Origin of the sequence: Desulfogranum marinum (assembly GCF_963675105.2) — a bacterium.
Taxonomy (GTDB): Bacteria; Desulfobacterota; Desulfobulbia; order Desulfobulbales; family Desulfobulbaceae; genus Desulfogranum; species Desulfogranum marinum.
Window position 1 is genome coordinate 1,176,286 of the sequence record NZ_CAXXRO010000002.1, and the last position, 18,099, is coordinate 1,194,384.

An 18,099-nucleotide genomic window follows, 5' to 3' on the forward strand; every position below is an offset into this window, starting at 1 on the left:
TGTAGGAGCTCGTGATGGCATAGTGATACTTCCACCAAAGATACAAACACAAAACGCGCACCCTTTTCCAGGATGCGCGCTTTCAATAGTCTATGGCGAGTACGGTCAGCACCGCTCCCCTGTTACTTACAGTGCGTCCGGGTAAAAGAGCTGCTTATCCAGCAAACGATAACTGCCGATTACATTCTGTCCTTTTTCCGAGGTAATCCACTGGGCAAATTCTTTTGCCAATTCATACTTAACATGGGGATGCTTTTTCGGATTTACCGGGATAACCCCATAAGGGTTTGCCAGCAACGGATCGCCTTCACACTGTACGTCGAGATCAATGGGTACTTCGCGGCCGAATTTATATTTGATATAGGTACCGCGGTCGGCAAGCGTATAAGCCTGCTTTTCATCAGCAATGGTCAAGGTCTTGCCCATTCCCTGGCCAACAGAAAAATACCATTCACCCGATCCGGCAGGATGGGCAGAGGTAACTTCAACTTTTTTCCCTTTTTTCACAATCTCCGCAGTCACTGTTTCCATAGGTAAACCTGTCGCCTGCCACAGAGCCTGCTCCTTGGTATGGGTTCCTGAATCATCACCACGGGAGATAAACGGCGCACCGGCCTCGGCAACTTTTTTCAACGCTGCTGCAGCGTCTTTGGTACCATGTATCTTTGCCTGATCGCTCTGAGGACCAAGAATGACAAAATCATTATGCATGACTGCGTATCGCTTGGTACCGTATCCTTCAGCAACAAATTGTTCCTCGCGTCCTTTTGCATGAACAAATATCACGTCTACGTTGCCGTCTTTTCCATCTCTGATGGCAGCACCGGTTCCCTTGGCAATAACCTTAACTTTGATACCGGTATCTTTTTCCAAAACCGGCAGCAGGACATCAAGCAAGCCTGAGGCCTGGGTACTGGTAGTGGTAGACATTTTCAGTACCTTTTCCTCGGCCACCGCCATTTGGCTGATCAAGAGGCCTGACAACATTGCCGCAATAATCCCTGTTATTTTTTTCATTCTTTCTCCTATTTTTAATTATATACCAATGAACAAATGAGCATTATCACCCATCAACTTGAAATACCATTTTTCCAGATAGATTTATATCGTAGCCCACCTTTTGCGTGACCGCTTTTTGAAATTCATCCTGCTCCAAAAGTCCGAGGAAGTGCTGGATGGGTTTTTCAAAAAAAAGATGACGGGAAATTAAAAAATCAAATCGTTCCCAGCGCAGCGGCAAAAAACCGAGATCCAGTGCACCGGCGACAGCTTCTATCCCAGGGCCGACGTCTGCACGCCCTGCTAAAATTTCCAAACCTACATCGAGGTGCTTGGCAACTTCGTAATCGTAGCCGGAAATTTTTTCCCCGGCCATATTCCTCTTTTTCAATTCGTTATCAAGAAGAAGACGCGTTCCAGTCCCAAGAGGACGATTAACAAGACGCACACCTTTTCGGCCCAAATCTGCGACTTCATGAATACCCAGCGGATTGTCCTTTTTAAAAAGCAACCCCTGTTGCCGTTTACAAAAATTAACAACCACCGGCATTGCCTTTAACTCTTCAAAAGCAAATTGAAAATTGTAATCACTATCGTCATCCTGCACCAGATGGCTGGAAGCAATATGACACAGCCCCTGGCGCAAGGCATGGATCCCCCCCATACTGCCGACATTTGCAAATACGGCCAAACACCCTTTCATTGAGGCGTTAAACATGGCAATAACCTGGTCCAGCAATAAATCATTACTACCAGCAAGGATTATGACTCCTTTGCCTGCAGGCAGCTGTCCAGCCTGCTTGGGAAAATTGGTGGTATTATTGTCCACCCACTGCTCAACCAAATGTTGAGGAAAGAGCCATTTTCCAGTCACTTTAGTCGCAGGTAGTTCCTTGTCTGCCACCAAAGTATAAATCATTTTTTCATTAACATTGAGAAATGCCGCCACTTCTCTGGTTGTCATCAACTTACTCATTGTTTCTCCCAGCCTGTTTCGATATAATTGCTGTCATATATTGGTCATTCCATTGCCCACAAGTCAATACCAAAAAGCAACAACTAACTTTTTTTCTTTAAAAACAACCATAAATGACCATAAGCAACACTCTTCTGCACAGGTAACAGCTCTCGCAACTCTCTCATCGCGAAAAACGCTATGCCCACCATTTGCTTGACACCCTTACATATTACTTTTAGTTTGGTTAAATTGAGTAATATGTGGAGGATATAAAATTATAACCAGAGAAAGACATGGCGAGCATTTTTCCGAAAACACTTTCAAGAAACAGTGAAGCTCTCACGGCAGCACAACAGCAAATACTCACAAGCAGCCATATCGCTGTTATCGGATGCGGCGGACTTGGCGGCTATGTTATAGAAGAACTTGCCCGTATCGGCATTGGCTGGCTGACCATTTACGACCCCGACACATTCAGTCCCAGCAACTGCAACCGCCAGATTAACGCTCTTAACTCCACGCAAGGCAAAAACAAAGCAGAAGTGGCTGCGCAACGTATTCTGGATATGGGCACAGGGTGTATACCAAAAGCGATTCCTTTTGACTATAGAGATCACTTACCGAAAAAGAAACACGACATAGGTGTGGTTATCGATTGTTTGGACAGCATAGAAACCCGATTTCATCTCTCAGATCTCTGCAACACGCTTGCCATTCCCCTCGTCCATGGAGCCGTGACAAGCTGGTACGGACAACTCGGAGTCCAGCTTCCCGGGTTCAACCTTGCAGCAGCCATCTTCCCTGCTAAAACAAACCAATCTGCTGAGCAAAGTCCCCCCTCTGTCCTCTCCTTTACAGTAGCAACCATCGCCAGTCTTCAGGCATGCGAAGCTGTCAAACTGTTACTTGGCATCCCTTCACCACTGCACAACAACTGGGCCCAGATTGATCTCAAACACAACACTTTTGACTATATGCCGGCTACTCACCCCTAAACCGAAATCCTCCTGAACAGCTGGTTGCCTTACTCACCTGCCTACCGTTTCATTATGTGATGCGCCCTCAGGTGGAATTGCATATTTTTTCCCTGTTCGCTAACGGTCAGCTGATTCGCATCATTTTCTTCAGTATTTTGGCAATGAATAGAAACATCTACCATAGATTGCTAAAAACTTTGCTCCTGATTCCCTCTGAACTGATGAGCAATCCCGGCTAATCGGATTCATTGGAAATGGTTGCAAAAAACGATTCCTCTCAGTAAAAAAGAAGAACTGTTTATGGCTTATCCCTTTTAATGCAAAAACGACGTTCAAAAGATGTAACCACATACCCCATCATATTTGTAACCGGCATAACGCGACCACTAAGACCCTGCAACAATCTGCAGGTAAAATGTAAACAGCGCCCTGGCAGTTTTCACGGCTCAAGCCCGTTTTTCCTCAAAAAACAACAGCAATCAATATACTTATGAAAGGTTTTTTCAAGCTTATCAGCTCCAGTGAATTCACCGGGCTTTTTGAACAATTTCTTCCCATTGCAACAGAAAAAGTAACGCTCGCAGATGGTCACCAACGTGTCCTGGGCACTGACATCCTGGCTGGAGACAACCTGCCACCCTTTTCCAGGTCCACCATGGATGGATATGCGGTAAGAGCCAAGGATACCTTTGGCTGCTCTGAGTCAGAGCCGGCACTGCTGAATGTGATAGGCGAAATAGCCATGGGCAGTTCCGGCAGACAATACACCCTTCGCCCCGGCCAGGCTCTTCGTATCTGGACGGGCGGTGAGCTACCCCAAAAAGGTGATGGTGTGGTTATGGTGGAATATACCCACCAGCTTGACGAGCAAACCGTAGAAATTTTTCGTCCGGTAGCTCCGGGACAAAATACCATTCGCGCCGGGGAAGATTATCAGGAAGGAGCCGCTGTTCTGCAACAGGGAAGAAAACTTCGTCCAGCAGACCTTGGTGTTCTTGCCGGGCTTGGAATTACATCGATTCCGGTGTACCGCCAACCACGGGTGGCCATCATATCAACCGGTGACGAGCTTGTACAACCTAACCGGCAGCCTGGTCCGGGACAGATACGCGATATCAATTCAACCACCCTGGCTGCACTTGTTACAGAGGCGGGTGGTATACCTCTCCCTCTTGGTATCATCGGCGACGACCTCAACACCATGAAAGAAGCCTGCATAAAAGCACTTGAAGAGGCGGATGTGCTCCTCCTTTCCGGTGGCAGTTCCGTGGGCCGAAGAGATTTCACCTTACAGGTCCTAGAACAAATACCGCAGACCAGGGTACTGGCTCACGGAGTATCCATTCGGCCGGGAAAGCCCACTATTCTTGCCAGTCTGGGGAACCAAGCCTTGTTTGGCCTACCAGGCCATGTGGCCTCAGCAATGGTTGTTTTCTACCTGTTTGTCCGTCCTCTGCTGCATAAGTTCCAAGGACGGCCCTGTACAATGGGGCTCCAGGCAATCCGGGCAATCACGGGCCAGCAAATTCCATCAACCATTGGCCGAGAAGAGTACGTTAGGGTGCAATTAACTCCCCAACCCGAGGATGCACCTCCCCTTGCCACGCCTATTTATGGTAAATCCGGCCTGCTTAAACCCTTGGTACAGGCTGATGGCCTGTTGACCATTGGCCGTGATGTTGAAGGGTTAGACAAAGGAGTAGAGGCAACGATACTGCTTTTTCCTTAATTGGCGATACGGCATTAGGGTGTCTTGAATAATTAGAAAATTCGTTCAAATTCGAGGCGCATCTAAAATTTTACCACAGGCATATACCCATATTCCGAGGATAAAATTTTGGATGGAACAAAGAAGTTGGACGAATTAGCAATTATTCAAGATAGCCATTAATGCACCAACTGAAGAGCACCTGCATCCCTTTCACCAACAATCAAAAACGCAGGCTACCTCTTCCCAAGAAACACTATCACAACAGCCGGAGCTGTCATGAAACGAAATATTTACCTGAATATGCAATCCAGAAAAAACGCACAGAACATTTTCTGGTCTCACTTTACCAGCTTAACAACACATACGGAAACCATTCCTGTCAAAGATAGCTGCGGTCGCATAACAGCTGCTCCGATCATTGCCAGGCTATCAGCCCCCTCTTTTCATTCTGCCGCCATGGACGGTATCGCAGTGGTTGCTGCCGACACCTTTATCGCTGCCGATGACAACCCGGTTTCTCTTGATATAGCCGGCGGACAGGCAGCCTTGATCAATACAGGGCACCCTCTGCCACCTGATAAAAACGCAGTGATCATGGTGGAAAACATCCTTCTGGACAGCGACAACACCACAGCAGTCATCCGAGAACCTGTATTTCCCTGGCAACACGTACGTAAAGTAGGGGAAGATATTGTTGCCACGGAGCTGCTTTTCCCCACCGGCCACCAAATTCAACCTGCCGACATAGCAGCCATGATCACCGCCGGCTGCACCACTGTAGAAGTACGCAGAAAGCCGGTGATTACGATTATCCCAACAGGTTCGGAACTTATCCCACTCACAGATTCAGTCCAGACCCCTCCACCAGGTAAAACCATTGAATCTAACTCGGCGGTACTCGCCGGCCTTGCGGAAAAGGCCGGAGCTACCGTCCGGGTCACTGACATTGTAGCCGATGACTACGAAACCTTAAAAAACCACATTCAAAGCCTTCTGGAAACAGATACCGACATGCTGGTGGTCAATGCCGGTTCATCAGCGGGCAGCGCCGACTATACCGCCCAAATCATAGATGATCTTGGAGAAATACTGGTTCACGGCGTAACCATTATGCCCGGCAAACCGACCATCCTGGCCACAGTCACCAACAAGCCGGTTGTTGGGATTCCCGGTTACCCGGTTTCGGCCATCATTGCCTTTGAGCAATTTGTGATGCCACTGCTTGCACAGATGCAGGGAATAACGCTGCCGGAACCGGTTTGCGTTCCCGCCATCCTTGCCAAGGATATTCCCTCGCAAAGCGGCATCGAAGAGTTCAGGCGCATGATAACAGGGAAAATTGGGGACAGTTACGTGGCCGTTCCCCTGAAAAAAGGGTCCGGCGCCATAACCACTCTCACTCGGGCCAATGCCATGCTCCACATCGATGCAGCCTCAGAGGGTGAATCCCGCGGCAGTCTGGCTGAGCTTGAGCTGCTCCAACCCAAACAAGCAATCGAGCGGACCATACTCAGCACAGGTAGCCATGATTTAAGCCTTGATCTACTCAGAGATTCGCTCCAACAACACAATCCAGCCTATTACCTGGCCTCCACCCATGTAGGGTCGCTGGGCGGCATCATGGCAATGCAGAAATCCATGACCCATATCGCAGGATCACATCTACTCGATCCGGAAAGCGGAACGTATAATACTGCCTTTATTAACAAATATCTCGCAGATCGTAAAATCTCACTCTTCACCCTGGCTCATCGACAACAGGGATTTATCATCAAAAAAGGCAATCCTAAAGCTATCCAGACCATTTCGGACCTAGTTCGTGATGATGTTACCTTTATCAACCGGCAGGCGGGTTCCGGCACCAGAGTCCTGTTGGATTACGAACTCGACAAAAACGACATCGATTCCGACGATATCCAGGGGTACGACCATGATGAATATACGCACATGGCGGTGGCTGTAGCCGTTCTTTCAGGAAAAGCAGATATGGGACTGGGAATAATGAGTGCTGCCAAAGCCCTGGAACTCGACTTTATTCCAGTGACTGAGGAACGATATGATCTGCTCATTGATGAGGCCTATTTGGAGTTACCGATGATTCAAACCTTGCTTGCCATCATCAATTCCGAACCCTTTCAACAAACACTGGAATCCATGGGCGGATATTCGACCAGGGAAACCGGCCAATTGGTACAGATTTAAACAATGTTGACGGGTGCGGCAAGGCGATAAAATTGCTTGATCAAAAGAGGGAATACAATAAAAAAGAAAAGGGGTATAACACACCTTTTCTTTACGATAAAAGAGAGTGTTCCCCGTTTGCGGATGTTTCCGTTGTGCCTTTGCCGGCCTCATGCCCTGGTGAGCAGACATCTCCACCGGCCCTACGCTGCTAGAGACAGCCGGCTGCCGCGACAGTGAGTTTACCGGTCGGTGGAGGATTAAAAATCAACTTTTCAAAAATGACAAAGTGTTCGTGCGAAATACGGGCTGACAATTATGCAAGACAGCCGTAAGAAGCAGCAACAATCTTAAAGTTGCTTCTCCCTGCATGGTCGGGGTAATCAGCTAGACTGTACCTTCTTGACCATATAGTTATTAACGGCATCCTGAACCGTCTTTATTGCCAGATAGGCGCAATGCTCTTCCTGCTCAGGAAATTGACCGATCTTGTTGAGTACATCCTCACCGGTCAAGTCAAAAATTTCTTCCACGGTCTTACCGATAGCGATTTCCGCGGCAAAGGAACCGCAGACATTACTTGATCCGCAACCATCTGTGGCATACGAGGCGTCGGTGACACGATCTTCTTCAATTTTCAAAAACATTTCCATCGTATCCCCACAGCTTCCGGTAATACGCCCTTGAACATCGGCATCTTCCATTCTTCCGTGAAAACGTGGGTTACGCCAGCGATCAAATCCAACTACACCATACGCATCTTTGGCATCCTCAAACACTTGTTCCTGGATTGAATCAACCATAGCGTTAAACTGTTCGTCATTCATGTACTACACATTCCTCTTCAATCACGACGGTACAATAAACTACGGTACCCATTGTTACCGTTACTCGAGTCCAACAGGCATTGCTTACCAATGGCCATCGGCATTGGGACTATCCGTGTAGGTCACATCGCCGCTTTTCATTTTCTCAACAGCCTGGGCAACGGTACCAGAAATATCGCTGACAACCTTAACCCCTGCCGCACTAATGGTCTGAAAGGCTTTAGGGCCGCAATAGCCGGTAAGCAGCACTTCCGCTCCCTTATCGCTCACCATGCTTGCAGCCTGAATCCCAGCACCCTTAAAAGCATTAATATTGACGGTGTTATCTACTGCTTCAAAAGCCATTGAATCAGTATCAACAATCATAATATAACGTGCTCTGCCGAATCGAGGATCCACTTCGCTGTCCAAAGTATCACCTTTTGCAGTTATTGCTATCTTCATTTTATTATCTCCAAAAAAAAATGACCCGTCCGGTAAAATGTCAGTACATTCAGAAAAGAAACAAGCGTTTCGAGGTAGGAGAAACCCTGAAATTAATACAAAAGCATTTTATTTACCGGACGGGTCAAAGCAAATTATTGACCACCACCACCGCAAACATCGTTGTCGGTAATCTTGGGAAGCTTGCCCGCTAAGAAATCGTCAACTACGGGTTTGATCTCCGCTCGAACAGCATCATGATACACTTCAATTCCAACCTGACGAAATCCTGCCAATGGACGCATGCCTATACCACCTACAACAAGAGCATTAACGTTATTATCTGCCAGCAGGTTAACCGGGACCATACATCCGCCTTGAACATGCTCCTTATTAGGAAGAGTTGAGACTTCTTTTATTTCCCCGTTTTCGACATCAACAAAGGTAAAGACATCGCAATGGCCAAAGTGACCGGCACGGGTGCCATCTAAACCGCCATCACCATTCGAGGGAATTGCTACTCTCATCATCACCATTTTTTTTCCTTTTACTTTTTTTATTATTATTGAATTGTTGCCTTTAAGTCCACCACACCCATATTGTTGAGCACCGGTGCATTCACTATTTTCTCCCAAATACCCCTTACAGCCTGCAGGGTCGGAGAATCTTCTTCATATTCAAAAATGTTAACGCCCTTGACCATTGATTTTACAAAAATCGTATCAAACGGTACCCTACCAAGTACCTTCATATTCAGCTTGGCCGCTTCCTGCTCAATTGACGCAGTTAGCTCTTGATTTAAATCAAATTTATTTACCAAAACCATACCTGGTATCTGAAAATGTTTAGCCAGCTCAGCCACCCGCAACATATCATGAATACCGGAAACAGTAGGTTCAACGACAATAACCAAAGCAGTAGCCCCACTTATTGAAGCAATAACAGGGCATCCGATACCTGGAGGGCCATCAGTGATCAAAAGGTCGTGTCCTTTTTGTTCTGCGAGCTCTCTGGCCTCCTTACGGATCAGACTGACAAGTTTGCCTGAATTTTCTTCAGCAATGCCAAGCCGTGCATGCACCATAGGCCCAAAACGTGAATCTGAAATGAACCATTCCCCGCATTTCTGGGGCGGAAAGTCGATAGCACCTTCAGGACACATATCAACACACACACCACACCCTTCACAACTGATTGGATTAACGGTAAAACTCTCGTCAATGGCGTCAAAGCGGCAGACTTCGCGACAGGTGCCGCACTCGATGCAAGAGTCGGTAACAATCTCCGCAATTCCGCCACCCATAAAATCTGTTGTCGTTTTTACCTCTGGTTGGGCAAGCAAGTGAAGATCGGCCGCATCCACATCGGCGTCACATATCACATTATTTTGCGCCAGAGAGGCAAAGGCAGCAGTAAGACTCGTTTTACCAGTTCCACCCTTTCCACTTAAAATCACAAGTTCACGCATCAAACTTCTCTTAGTTATGATTCAACAATTTGCTCTATATCGTAAAAAAGCTTCTGAAATTTATCCGTCCACTCAGGCATTGCTTCAACAATAGTCTTTCCGCGGGAATATGTTTCCGCTATTTTACGATCAAAAGGGATCTCCAACAAAACAGGTATATTCTGTTCCTGAGCGTAGTCGTACACGTCTCGTGTACCAAGATCAGACCGATTAATAACCAAACCACTCGGTATCCCCAGCAGCTTGACAGCTTCAACCGCCAATTTCAAGTCATGCAGTCCAAAAGGAGTCGGTTCGGTCACCATAAGGACAAAGTCAACTCCATTAATGGCCGCTATTACGGGACATGAGGTGCCGGGAGGCGCATCAATGATAGTGAGATCTTCAGGGTTAACACTCTTTCTCACTTCTTTGATCAATGGCGGTGACATTGCCTCTCCGATACGCATTTTGCCATGGGTAAAGGTAATATGATCGGTTTTGCCATATTCTATTGTTCCAAGCTCGCGACCAATTTCCGTGATCGCCCCTTCCGGGCAAACCAACATGCATCCTCCGCAACTATGACACAGTTCTGAAAACACCAGCACCTTTTCACCAACCACTGTGATGGCATTAAACCTACAGATATCCATACACTTACGACATTGGTTGCAAAGTTCCAGGTTTACTTTCGGTACCGGGGTGTCCACCAATTCACTTTTTTCTATTTCAGGATTCAGGAAAAGGTGAGCATTGGGTTCCTCGACGTCACAATCAAGAAAATTCACATCACGGTCAATCGCCAAAGCCATGTTGGTAGAAACCGTTGTTTTTCCTGTCCCGCCTTTTCCGCTGGCTACACTAATTATCATGGTCATTCTCTCTTACAGCTATAGCAGACTTGCCACTTTCTTTAACTTTTCGACAAACAGCTCCGCATCACTTTTGCCAGGTTGTACTGCTAACTGCACCAGCACCCCCTGGCCTTCGGTCGCCTCATGGTAATCACGAGGTGGGAGCGCACTTGAAAGAGCAGTGTTTACAAAAGGATTCACCTTGACCAAGGCCTCGACAAACTCGATACCACTCATATCAGCCAATTGTTCGCCCACCGCAACCGCATCAACCTTTGCGTCCTTAATCATCTGCAAAGCAGAAGAGGTATCATGGTTTTCCACTAACTCAATATCAGCATGCTGCTCCAATATGTCCTTAAACGATTGTAAGTCCGTATCTTCTGTATATACCAACAATATCCTCACGCCTAATAACTCCTTAGCAAACTATGTATATTTAAAACCTATTAGTGTCTTTCCCAAAATGAGGTCTTCGGTTGAAAGCAGGGTCACGACCGTCTTTAAGCCATACGAAAATTTTTTCAGCATAACGCCGCTATCGACCTGAAATAATTTTTTTGGGGGACGCTAATTAATTTCTAAAACAACGTCCTCTTCCCTGTCCGCGACCTCTGCCGCAATTGCCTCGTCGCTCCAAACTTTGCCCAGTATTTCTCCTCGAGCTCACATCTGTTTTCCCAGAGCTTGCATCTATCCACCGGGCAACACTCAATACCAGAGAAGACAAGGCGCTAAGTATACGGCCGGAAGACGGCACCGGGGGCCGAAAATTCGGCTCAACATTCCCGATCCGGCCAGGCAAGGGTGATGTTGTTTGTCTAGTCTGTACTTCAACATCAGATTTTGTGACCAAGGCACCTTTGTTCTCAGCCATGGTATTGTTCCTCTCCTCAACGATTATTTAAAGATGCTGTCCGGATGCGTTACTTTAATTTCTCTGCCATGTCGTATTTTTCCACGACAACAAATATCTCGACCGCAGCCAGGCATCTTCAACTCTCTCCAAACCGGATTTTCCAGCACCAGCATGGCAAGTACTTCGGCTATATTGCCGGCTATAAAAGGGATAAGTTCCAAACCGGCGGCTTCCAATAACTTAGCCGGTCCCTCAGAAACAGCTCCGCAAATGAGCAGCATGACCCCTTGATCGTTTAGTATATGGATCAGTTGGGATATCAATGTTGGGTCAAACCGGTGGTAGCGGGTAGCTATGACCTGGGCATCGACTATGTCTACAATCAACAGCGTATTAGCTGCATCAAAGACAGGTGAAACCCGGTCTTCCCATACCGTGATGGCAACTCTAGATCGTGGGGCTTGTGTTTCCATGGCTTTAACAAAGCAAGCATTATGCCAATACTTTTTTTCGCTTAACAAAACAGGCCCATGCCATATGGGAACAGCCTTAACCGGCCTCCATTAAAAACATATAACCATTTGATATCTTGAACAATAACCAAAAAACTGATACACAGAAAAAATATATTATTTATCATATAAAAAATTATACGCAGAAAATCAGCACAGTTGAGCGGAGAACAAGCTACCCTACAGATGCAACCATACACCCCCATGCGACCCTACACCGTCGCATGTTTGCAAACATACAATTGCGGGTAACCAACAGAAAAAACACCTTTCAAAAAAGCCTTTTGCTCTGTTCATCATTAATTCTGCAACAGGTCATCATCAACTTTTACAGGTTATTTAAAGAGATAGTGATTAAATAAGTAGAATACCCTGAAGGATTGTTTCTTCTTGTGAGGGTGATTGATAGAGTAAAAAAGTAACGAATGGCCGAAGAGGTGACCATGATTTATGATATAAGAAAACCAGCGTTTGAAAAAGATAAGAAAAAAGTCGAAACGGAATTAAGGGATTATTACATTCATAAAAACCGGCAAGAGCAAGCCTGGAACATTACGAATGCTGTAGCAAGTAATCTTAAACAAAAAAAATTTTCCCATGCTGAAGCACAAAAAATAACAGAATTTCTTGCTGCAAAATTTGGCATCAGGCTTCCAGCCATTGCACATGCACAGTTGTTTCACCTGACTCCGCCACCCAAAAGCAGCAAAAAGGTACTCCTGCGATTAGCGAAGAAAAATAACGAGTTCTTTCATCAGCTGTTTTTGCAGTTACAAAATGCTGTTCAGGATAATCTGCTTGATTACCACCAGGCACGTTCGCTGGTCTGCGATACCGTCACCCATTACCCAACAATAAAAAAGCATCTCCCTCGGTAACACGTCAAACAGACGATACCGATCCCGATATGACGTCCCCAAGAGCAAGGGACCTGTTTTGCAGATCCCGTTTCTTGTTCAGCTTTTGCGCGCATATCGTCCATCAACCTGGGGCAGTTCAAGGCCAAGCTTTTTCACTTTACGGAACAAAGTACTCTTGTGCATCCCCAGTTCTTTGGCCGCAGCGGTTCGATTATAATTGTTTCGCTTGAGTGCAGCCTCGATCAACTCAAGTTCTGTTGTAGCAACAGCCGACTGCATGGAAGACGCATCTGCATCTGTTTGGGACGTAGGATTTTTTCCCTGTAATAAATAAGCAGGCAGGTGCTCCCGCTCAACCGCCCCTTGGGAACAAAGAATCAGGGCATGTTCGATTATATTCTCCAACTCTCTAATATTTCCTGGAAAATCGTGATACATGAGCAATTCAAGGGCCTGCTCACTCAATCCGGAAACAGCCTTGCTTCGCAGACGGTTCATCTTGTCTACAAAGCACTGCGCAAGAAGTGGGATATCCTCCTTTCGCTTTCGTAATGGCGGCAGAGCGATCCGGACAATATTGACCCGGTAAAAAAGATCCTGACGAAAAGCGCCGGTTTTCACCAGTTCTGTAAGGTCCCGGTTGGTTGCAGCCAAAATACGAACATCAGCAGGCTGCTTTTTCACACTGCCAAGTGGCTGAAAGGCCTTTTCTTCCAGCACCCGCAATAGTTTGACTTGAAAGGCCGGGCTTGTCTCTCCTAATTCGTCTAAAAGAATTGTTCCCCCTGCTGCAGCGGAAAAAATACCCTCTTTATCTTTAACGGCATGGGTAAATGCCCCTGCCTTATAGCCAAACAATTCCGATTCAAGCAGGGTATCCGGCAGTGCTCCGCAATTGATCGCCAAATATGGTTTCTCTCGCCTGAGCGAGTACTCATGCAGTGCCCTGGCCATCATTTCCTTACCGGTTCCGGTTTCGCCCTCGATTAAAACCGTACTATCACTTTCGGCAATCAATGGTAGCGTTGCAAAGATCTTTTTCATCAATGCACTGGAACTGACCATATCACCCAGTTTAAAATTGCCGCTCAACTCTTTACGGAGCTCTTCAACCAAGGTGTTGTCTCGAAAAGTTTCCACACCACCAAGGGTCTTACCCTGCTCGTCTCTCAAAAGAGCTGTGGAAACACCGATAGGGATCCGTTTTTTCTCACTGTTAATAATATAGGTAGAGGTACTGACAAAAGCTTTTCCCTCTTTCATGGTCCGCTTAAGCGCGCAATCGCCCTCACACATATTGGAACGAAATACCTCCCAGCAATAGCGCCCAATTGCCTCTTCACGGGATATACCGGTTATTTCTTCGGCGGCCCGGTTAAAGGACATAATTCGCCATTCATGATTCACAGTAAAAACGCCATCAGAAATACTCTCCAAAATCGTTTCTGTGACATTTCCCGACACATTGTTCTCTTTTTTCATGTAAATAACCGTTTCACACGCATGGGCTGCAACGTTTACTTCACGAACAATCCAAGGCTTCTTTTTTCCTTCAGGAATTATTTATCAGTAACTAACGAAAACCAAAAAGGATAATTTAAACACGAAATAAATTTTTACAAACAAACGCTCCTTACCTGGGAAAAAGAGTGGTCCAGCCTGTGCATTTTGTGTGTGAGCAGCGCTTATTTACTATATGCTAACGGCGATTGTGTCGAAATCAATAATTTAAATGACCTGGGAAAATGCTTTTCCCCAATGGACAACCAGGCAAACCCGGCAGGCAGAAAACAGGTAAAAATGTCATACAGGGCAACGGCATCACCGTGGCGGGAACCTACCGCACGGCCTAGCAATGTCAAAGTGATTGAAGGTGGTGTACCGGCCTGACCATATCCTCCTAAAAGATAAAAGGACAGTACCTATCCCGCTGCCTTTCCTGGAGGCACATTCATGGGCTAAGGTTCGGCCGTTTTACAGTCTTTCTTTTTCTTTCTATTTGTCTTATTTTGGAGGATCAGGCTAATCGGTTCTTCTCGGTATAGCCCCCTGATTGTTCAATCAAAATAACAGAGGCAACAGCAACCATGGTCGCAACATTTACTCCACCACGCCCTCTGCAAAACCCGCACGTACAAACCATACTGGCTAGCCTTGCCCCAAGAAAAGTTGCAGCCACCATCCGCGCCTCCAAACTGCGCAAGGACAGTAAAGAATATATCCTCAACTGCGGCAACGGGATTCGGCTCCTTGGAGCAATCAGCCGGAACAAAAAAAACAGCAAAGGGCTGGTTACCCTCATCCATGGATGGGAGGGCAGCATAGATTCCGCTTATCTCCTTTCAGCAGCCGGTGTCCTCTATGAGCAGGGTTTTAATGTTTTCCGGCTCAACCTCAGGGATCACGGTAAAAGTCATCATCTCAACAAGGCACTGTTCAACTCCACCAGACTGGATGAAGTTGTTCAGGCAGTGGCTGAAATTCAGCGCTTATTCCCTCATGACCACCACTTCCTGACCGGTTTTTCACTGGGCGGCAACTTTGCATTGCGCGTCGGTCTCCGCGCAGCATCGGCAGCACTGCACCTGACAAAAATAGCCACAGTCAGTCCCCTGATCGACCCCGTTGCAGCGACCATCAACCTGGAAGAAAAACATCCTGTATACCACCGATACTTTGTGCGCAAATGGAAGCAATCTCTCCGTATAAAAATACAACTTTACCCGGATATCGACGACCAGCAAACCCTGCTCCGCTTGCACTCCCTTACCCAGATGCACGATTACTTTGTTCCCAGACACACAGACCACCCGACAACCCATGCCTATCTTTCGGCCTACAAACTCAGTAGGCAGCAGTTGGCATCACTTGAGATACCAACCCACATTATCTGTTCCACTGATGACCCAATAACGGCAATGCCTGGCGGCGATCTCTCTACCCTTTCACCAATCGTGGACATTGAGCAGGTAAATTTTGGCGGGCATTGCGGCTTTCTTCAGGACTTCCGCCTTACCAGCTGGGCTGATCAGCGCCTGGTAGAGATTTTCCAGGCAGCAACTATATAACGGTTACGATCATTTTCACTTTCAAATGAGGAACAATCGGAGCCCAGCATTGCCAACTCATGTCGGCCAACTATCAAAAGGCTGCTTTTCAAATTGCATAGAGCCGTCACTGCCTTTATAGATATTGATCCAGGCATTCCAATTTTCAGTATCCATTTCAGGATAATCAAGCCGAAAGTGGCTGCAGCGACTCTCTGTGCGCATCAATGATGCTTTGAGCTTCATTTCTGCACTTATAATCATGTTGGCAGTTTCAAAAGCCAGCCGTAATTCATGCAAATCCGCAGCGCGCAGCATTGGCAGGTGATGTTCTCTCAACTCTTCAACATATGCCAGTGCAGCCTTAAGAAGCCTTTCTTTTTTGATGTATATGATGAAATTGGGAATCATAATACCTTGCAGGGTCTGCGTTACCCAGGCAGGGCTATACCCAGACTCTCTTTTTAAAGGGGCAAGGATTTCTTCACGGACTTCATCCATTTTTGCTTTTGAAATTGCAGGCATTTCTACGCCCCGGCAATACTCGGAAGCGGCCTGCCCGGCAACAGCGCCCTGTACAGCAGAACCGGCCAACGAAGAGCCAATCTGGGTATAGATCGCCCCAGCCATGTAAGAGCCTAATGCATCACCGGCAGCATATAACCCTGGAATGTTTGATTCACACTTATCATTAATGGGTACCAGACCCTCCGACTTATGAATGGCCATACCTGCCGACGAACCTCCCACAGGTTCCTCTCCCATACCTGGAGGGGGTGCTCCTCCTTCCCTTTCGGGCGGTCTACCACCTCGGGGCCCCTTTTCACCCTGGGGAGGTCCATTTCGTCGTTTAAATTCTTCAGGAACATACGGTCCGCCCGCTACCACTTCGCGCCCTCCCGCCCCCGGAGGACCCATTTTTACTGCATTTCCTGTTGCATAGACTTTGTAGTTTAAATCCACCCCTAGATCATGGTGCACTTCAACCCCTGTTATACCTGGTTTTCGCTCAAACATGCCATGCCACCCGTCAAAGCAGGCTGCCGCATTTTTCGCTCGCCCTGGATGCCCGTCGTTCCACTCCTTGCCGGTCACTTTCGCGCCAATATTATAGGCCATAACCGTACCATCGTGGGTGAGGTCGCAAATGGGAAAGCCATTTGGCTTGAAACCACCGGCCCCGGTGCACAAAATTACGCTTTTGGCTTTAAAAATTAATATTTTTTCTTCATCCTGACTGAACCCGGCCGCACCTGCAACGCTGCCATTTTCTTTGATGAGATGAGTTATGACAATTCTCTCTTTGAGAGCAATGTTTCTCTCTTTAATCGGTTTGGTAAAACTCTTGTTGTACAGAGGTGATTCAAAAAATCCCCATTCCCGCAGCTCGTTGATACGGGCAAGCGAATGCTCTGCCATTTGCCGGGTATATACCTGATTATTGGTGCCCAGTGCTGAGCGCGTGACCGTAGCTACAAATTCATCCAGCGTCATTTTTTCAGAACTGGAATCAAATGCAAATATTCCCTTTGCAAAAGGAGTTTGCCCCGATGCCCCCAAACGTCCCTTGGAAACAAGCATAACCTTAGATCCTGCATCATGCGCCTTGACAGCTGCAAATAACCCGGCCATTCCGCCACCGATAACCAGCACATCCGCCTCATTTTCCGCATATGTCATTTTATCAACATCAATTGCAGGAATATTGGGGCTGCACTCCCCTTGCTCCGGAGACAAGCCCATAGCTGCCATTGCGGCAAGCCCTGCGGTCCCACCCGCAAGTGCCATAAATTTTCGACGGGACATGTCCGGTTTAGGCTGAGAACTTTTCATTTATGCCTCGCTGGTTTTCTTTTTTTTCAACATGTACGTTTTCAAAAGGAACAAAACCCCGCCACCTGTCAGCATGCTGATAAACAGAGACATGACAAGGGTAGAATGACGACCAAGGTTAATAACATGCCACGCAGCAATTATGGCAAACACCATTGCAAGCATGCCGTGAACAACCCGCCAGGTCTTGTATTGCATGGGCAGTCTTTTACGGACAAGAGACATCACTGCCAATGCAAGCATTAACGACCACGCGATGAGTCCAAGTACCACTCCCCGGTGCAGGGTAGTGATGATGGTGACAAAAGCATCGACAGGGGCAACGCCTGACTCAAAAAGTCTTGGTAGTACCAGTAAAAACGGATGGATCAATAAAATCATGACCACTATATAGCCGATGATTTTATGATATTTTATTATTTTGCTCATCGTAAGCTGTGCAACCGCAGATTTATTGGCTCGTGTCCAAAAAAACTGTCCCACCATCTGAAAAAAAGCCAGAATAGTGACGACGGACAGCGATTCTTTCAATAGCGAACGCTCAGGAAAAGTACTCATTGCCCAAATAAACAAAGGTAGTCCTGTAAAAATGATAACTGATTGCCATA

At 46.9% G+C, this 18,099-nt stretch carries 18 protein-coding genes; 5 read left to right on the forward strand and 13 right to left on the reverse strand.

The genetic code is table 11. The annotated features are described in order from the left end of the window. Positions 1-126: 126 nt before the first annotated feature. Together ACHZCY_RS06040 and ACHZCY_RS06045 are read right to left on the reverse strand one after the other, a co-directional pair. Complete coding sequence (locus ACHZCY_RS06040) at positions 127-1,017, reverse strand: ABC transporter substrate-binding protein (RefSeq protein WP_205224060.1); 891 nt, start codon at positions 1,015-1,017, stop codon at positions 127-129. Positions 1,018-1,063: 46 nt separating this feature from the next. Next, positions 1,064-1,975, reverse strand: a complete 912-nt coding sequence (locus ACHZCY_RS06045; protein ID WP_205224061.1) for a helix-turn-helix transcriptional regulator — start codon at positions 1,973-1,975, stop codon at positions 1,064-1,066. A gap of 275 nt (positions 1,976-2,250) precedes the next feature. Here ACHZCY_RS06045 and ACHZCY_RS06050 point away from each other — a divergent pair, with 275 nt between their 5' ends. The 3 genes from ACHZCY_RS06050 (at position 2,251) to ACHZCY_RS06060 (ending at position 6,847) form a co-directional block, all read left to right on the forward strand. Next, complete coding sequence (locus tag ACHZCY_RS06050) at positions 2,251-2,952, forward strand: HesA/MoeB/ThiF family protein (protein ID WP_319548186.1); 702 nt, start codon at positions 2,251-2,253, stop codon at positions 2,950-2,952. A 472-nt stretch (positions 2,953-3,424) separates the two neighbouring features. Then, positions 3,425-4,663 (forward strand): molybdopterin molybdotransferase MoeA, encoded by a 1,239-nt coding sequence (locus ACHZCY_RS06055; protein ID WP_205224063.1) that lies wholly within the window; start codon positions 3,425-3,427, stop codon positions 4,661-4,663. A gap of 258 nt (positions 4,664-4,921) precedes the next feature. Then, positions 4,922-6,847, forward strand: coding sequence for a molybdopterin biosynthesis protein (locus tag ACHZCY_RS06060; RefSeq protein ID WP_205224064.1), 1,926 nt, complete (start codon positions 4,922-4,924; stop codon positions 6,845-6,847). Between the two features lie 362 nt (positions 6,848-7,209). Here the strand turns inward: ACHZCY_RS06060 and ACHZCY_RS06065 are convergent, their stop codons facing one another. The 8 genes from ACHZCY_RS06065 to ACHZCY_RS06100 form a co-directional block, all read right to left on the reverse strand. Beyond that, positions 7,210-7,653, reverse strand: a complete 444-nt coding sequence (locus ACHZCY_RS06065) for an iron-sulfur cluster assembly scaffold protein (RefSeq protein ID WP_205224065.1) — start codon at positions 7,651-7,653, stop codon at positions 7,210-7,212. 84 nt (positions 7,654-7,737) lie between these two features. Further along, a complete protein-coding gene (locus tag ACHZCY_RS06070) occupies positions 7,738-8,097 on the reverse strand; it encodes a NifB/NifX family molybdenum-iron cluster-binding protein (RefSeq protein WP_205224066.1) in 360 nt (119 codons plus the stop codon). A gap of 134 nt (positions 8,098-8,231) precedes the next feature. Beyond that, a complete protein-coding gene (locus tag ACHZCY_RS06075; RefSeq protein WP_319548187.1) occupies positions 8,232-8,606 on the reverse strand; it encodes a NifB/NifX family molybdenum-iron cluster-binding protein in 375 nt (124 codons plus the stop codon). Between the two features lie 32 nt (positions 8,607-8,638). Beyond that, positions 8,639-9,544, reverse strand: coding sequence for an ATP-binding protein (locus ACHZCY_RS06080; protein WP_319548188.1), 906 nt, complete (start codon positions 9,542-9,544; stop codon positions 8,639-8,641). Between the two features lie 14 nt (positions 9,545-9,558). Continuing rightward, positions 9,559-10,398, reverse strand: a complete 840-nt coding sequence (locus ACHZCY_RS06085; RefSeq protein WP_205224069.1) for an ATP-binding protein — start codon at positions 10,396-10,398, stop codon at positions 9,559-9,561. An 18-nt stretch (positions 10,399-10,416) separates the two neighbouring features. Beyond that, positions 10,417-10,788, reverse strand: a complete 372-nt coding sequence (locus ACHZCY_RS06090) for a hypothetical protein (RefSeq protein WP_319548189.1) — start codon at positions 10,786-10,788, stop codon at positions 10,417-10,419. A gap of 166 nt (positions 10,789-10,954) precedes the next feature. Further along, positions 10,955-11,257, reverse strand: a complete 303-nt coding sequence (locus ACHZCY_RS06095; RefSeq protein WP_319548190.1) for a hypothetical protein — start codon at positions 11,255-11,257, stop codon at positions 10,955-10,957. A 23-nt stretch (positions 11,258-11,280) separates the two neighbouring features. Further along, the gene (locus ACHZCY_RS06100; RefSeq protein ID WP_319548191.1) at positions 11,281-11,712 is read right to left on the reverse strand and encodes a NifB/NifX family molybdenum-iron cluster-binding protein; all 432 of its coding nucleotides are present in this window, start codon (positions 11,710-11,712) and stop codon (positions 11,281-11,283) included. A gap of 482 nt (positions 11,713-12,194) precedes the next feature. Here ACHZCY_RS06100 and ACHZCY_RS06105 point away from each other — a divergent pair, with 482 nt between their 5' ends. Further along, positions 12,195-12,629 carry a hypothetical protein gene (locus ACHZCY_RS06105; protein WP_205224072.1) on the forward strand — a complete coding sequence of 145 codons (435 nt, stop codon included), beginning with the start codon at positions 12,195-12,197 and terminating at the stop codon, positions 12,627-12,629. Between the two features lie 78 nt (positions 12,630-12,707). On the opposite strand, the gene ACHZCY_RS06110 is transcribed toward ACHZCY_RS06105, so the two are convergent. After that, the gene (locus tag ACHZCY_RS06110; protein WP_205224073.1) at positions 12,708-14,093 is read right to left on the reverse strand and encodes a sigma-54 interaction domain-containing protein; all 1,386 of its coding nucleotides are present in this window, start codon (positions 14,091-14,093) and stop codon (positions 12,708-12,710) included. A gap of 605 nt (positions 14,094-14,698) precedes the next feature. On the opposite strand from ACHZCY_RS06110, the gene ACHZCY_RS06115 reads away from it, so the two are divergent. Continuing rightward, positions 14,699-15,679 (forward strand): YheT family hydrolase, encoded by a 981-nt coding sequence (locus tag ACHZCY_RS06115; protein WP_319548192.1) that lies wholly within the window; start codon positions 14,699-14,701, stop codon positions 15,677-15,679. 57 nt (positions 15,680-15,736) lie between these two features. Here the strand turns inward: ACHZCY_RS06115 and ACHZCY_RS06120 are convergent, their stop codons facing one another. Together ACHZCY_RS06120 and ACHZCY_RS06125 are read right to left on the reverse strand one after the other, a co-directional pair. Continuing rightward, complete coding sequence (locus tag ACHZCY_RS06120; protein ID WP_319548193.1) at positions 15,737-17,491, reverse strand: FAD-binding protein; 1,755 nt, start codon at positions 17,489-17,491, stop codon at positions 15,737-15,739. Beyond that, positions 17,492-18,049 (reverse strand): ferric reductase-like transmembrane domain-containing protein, encoded by a 558-nt coding sequence (locus ACHZCY_RS06125; RefSeq protein ID WP_319548325.1) that lies wholly within the window; start codon positions 18,047-18,049, stop codon positions 17,492-17,494. Positions 18,050-18,099: the final 50 nt, after the last annotated feature.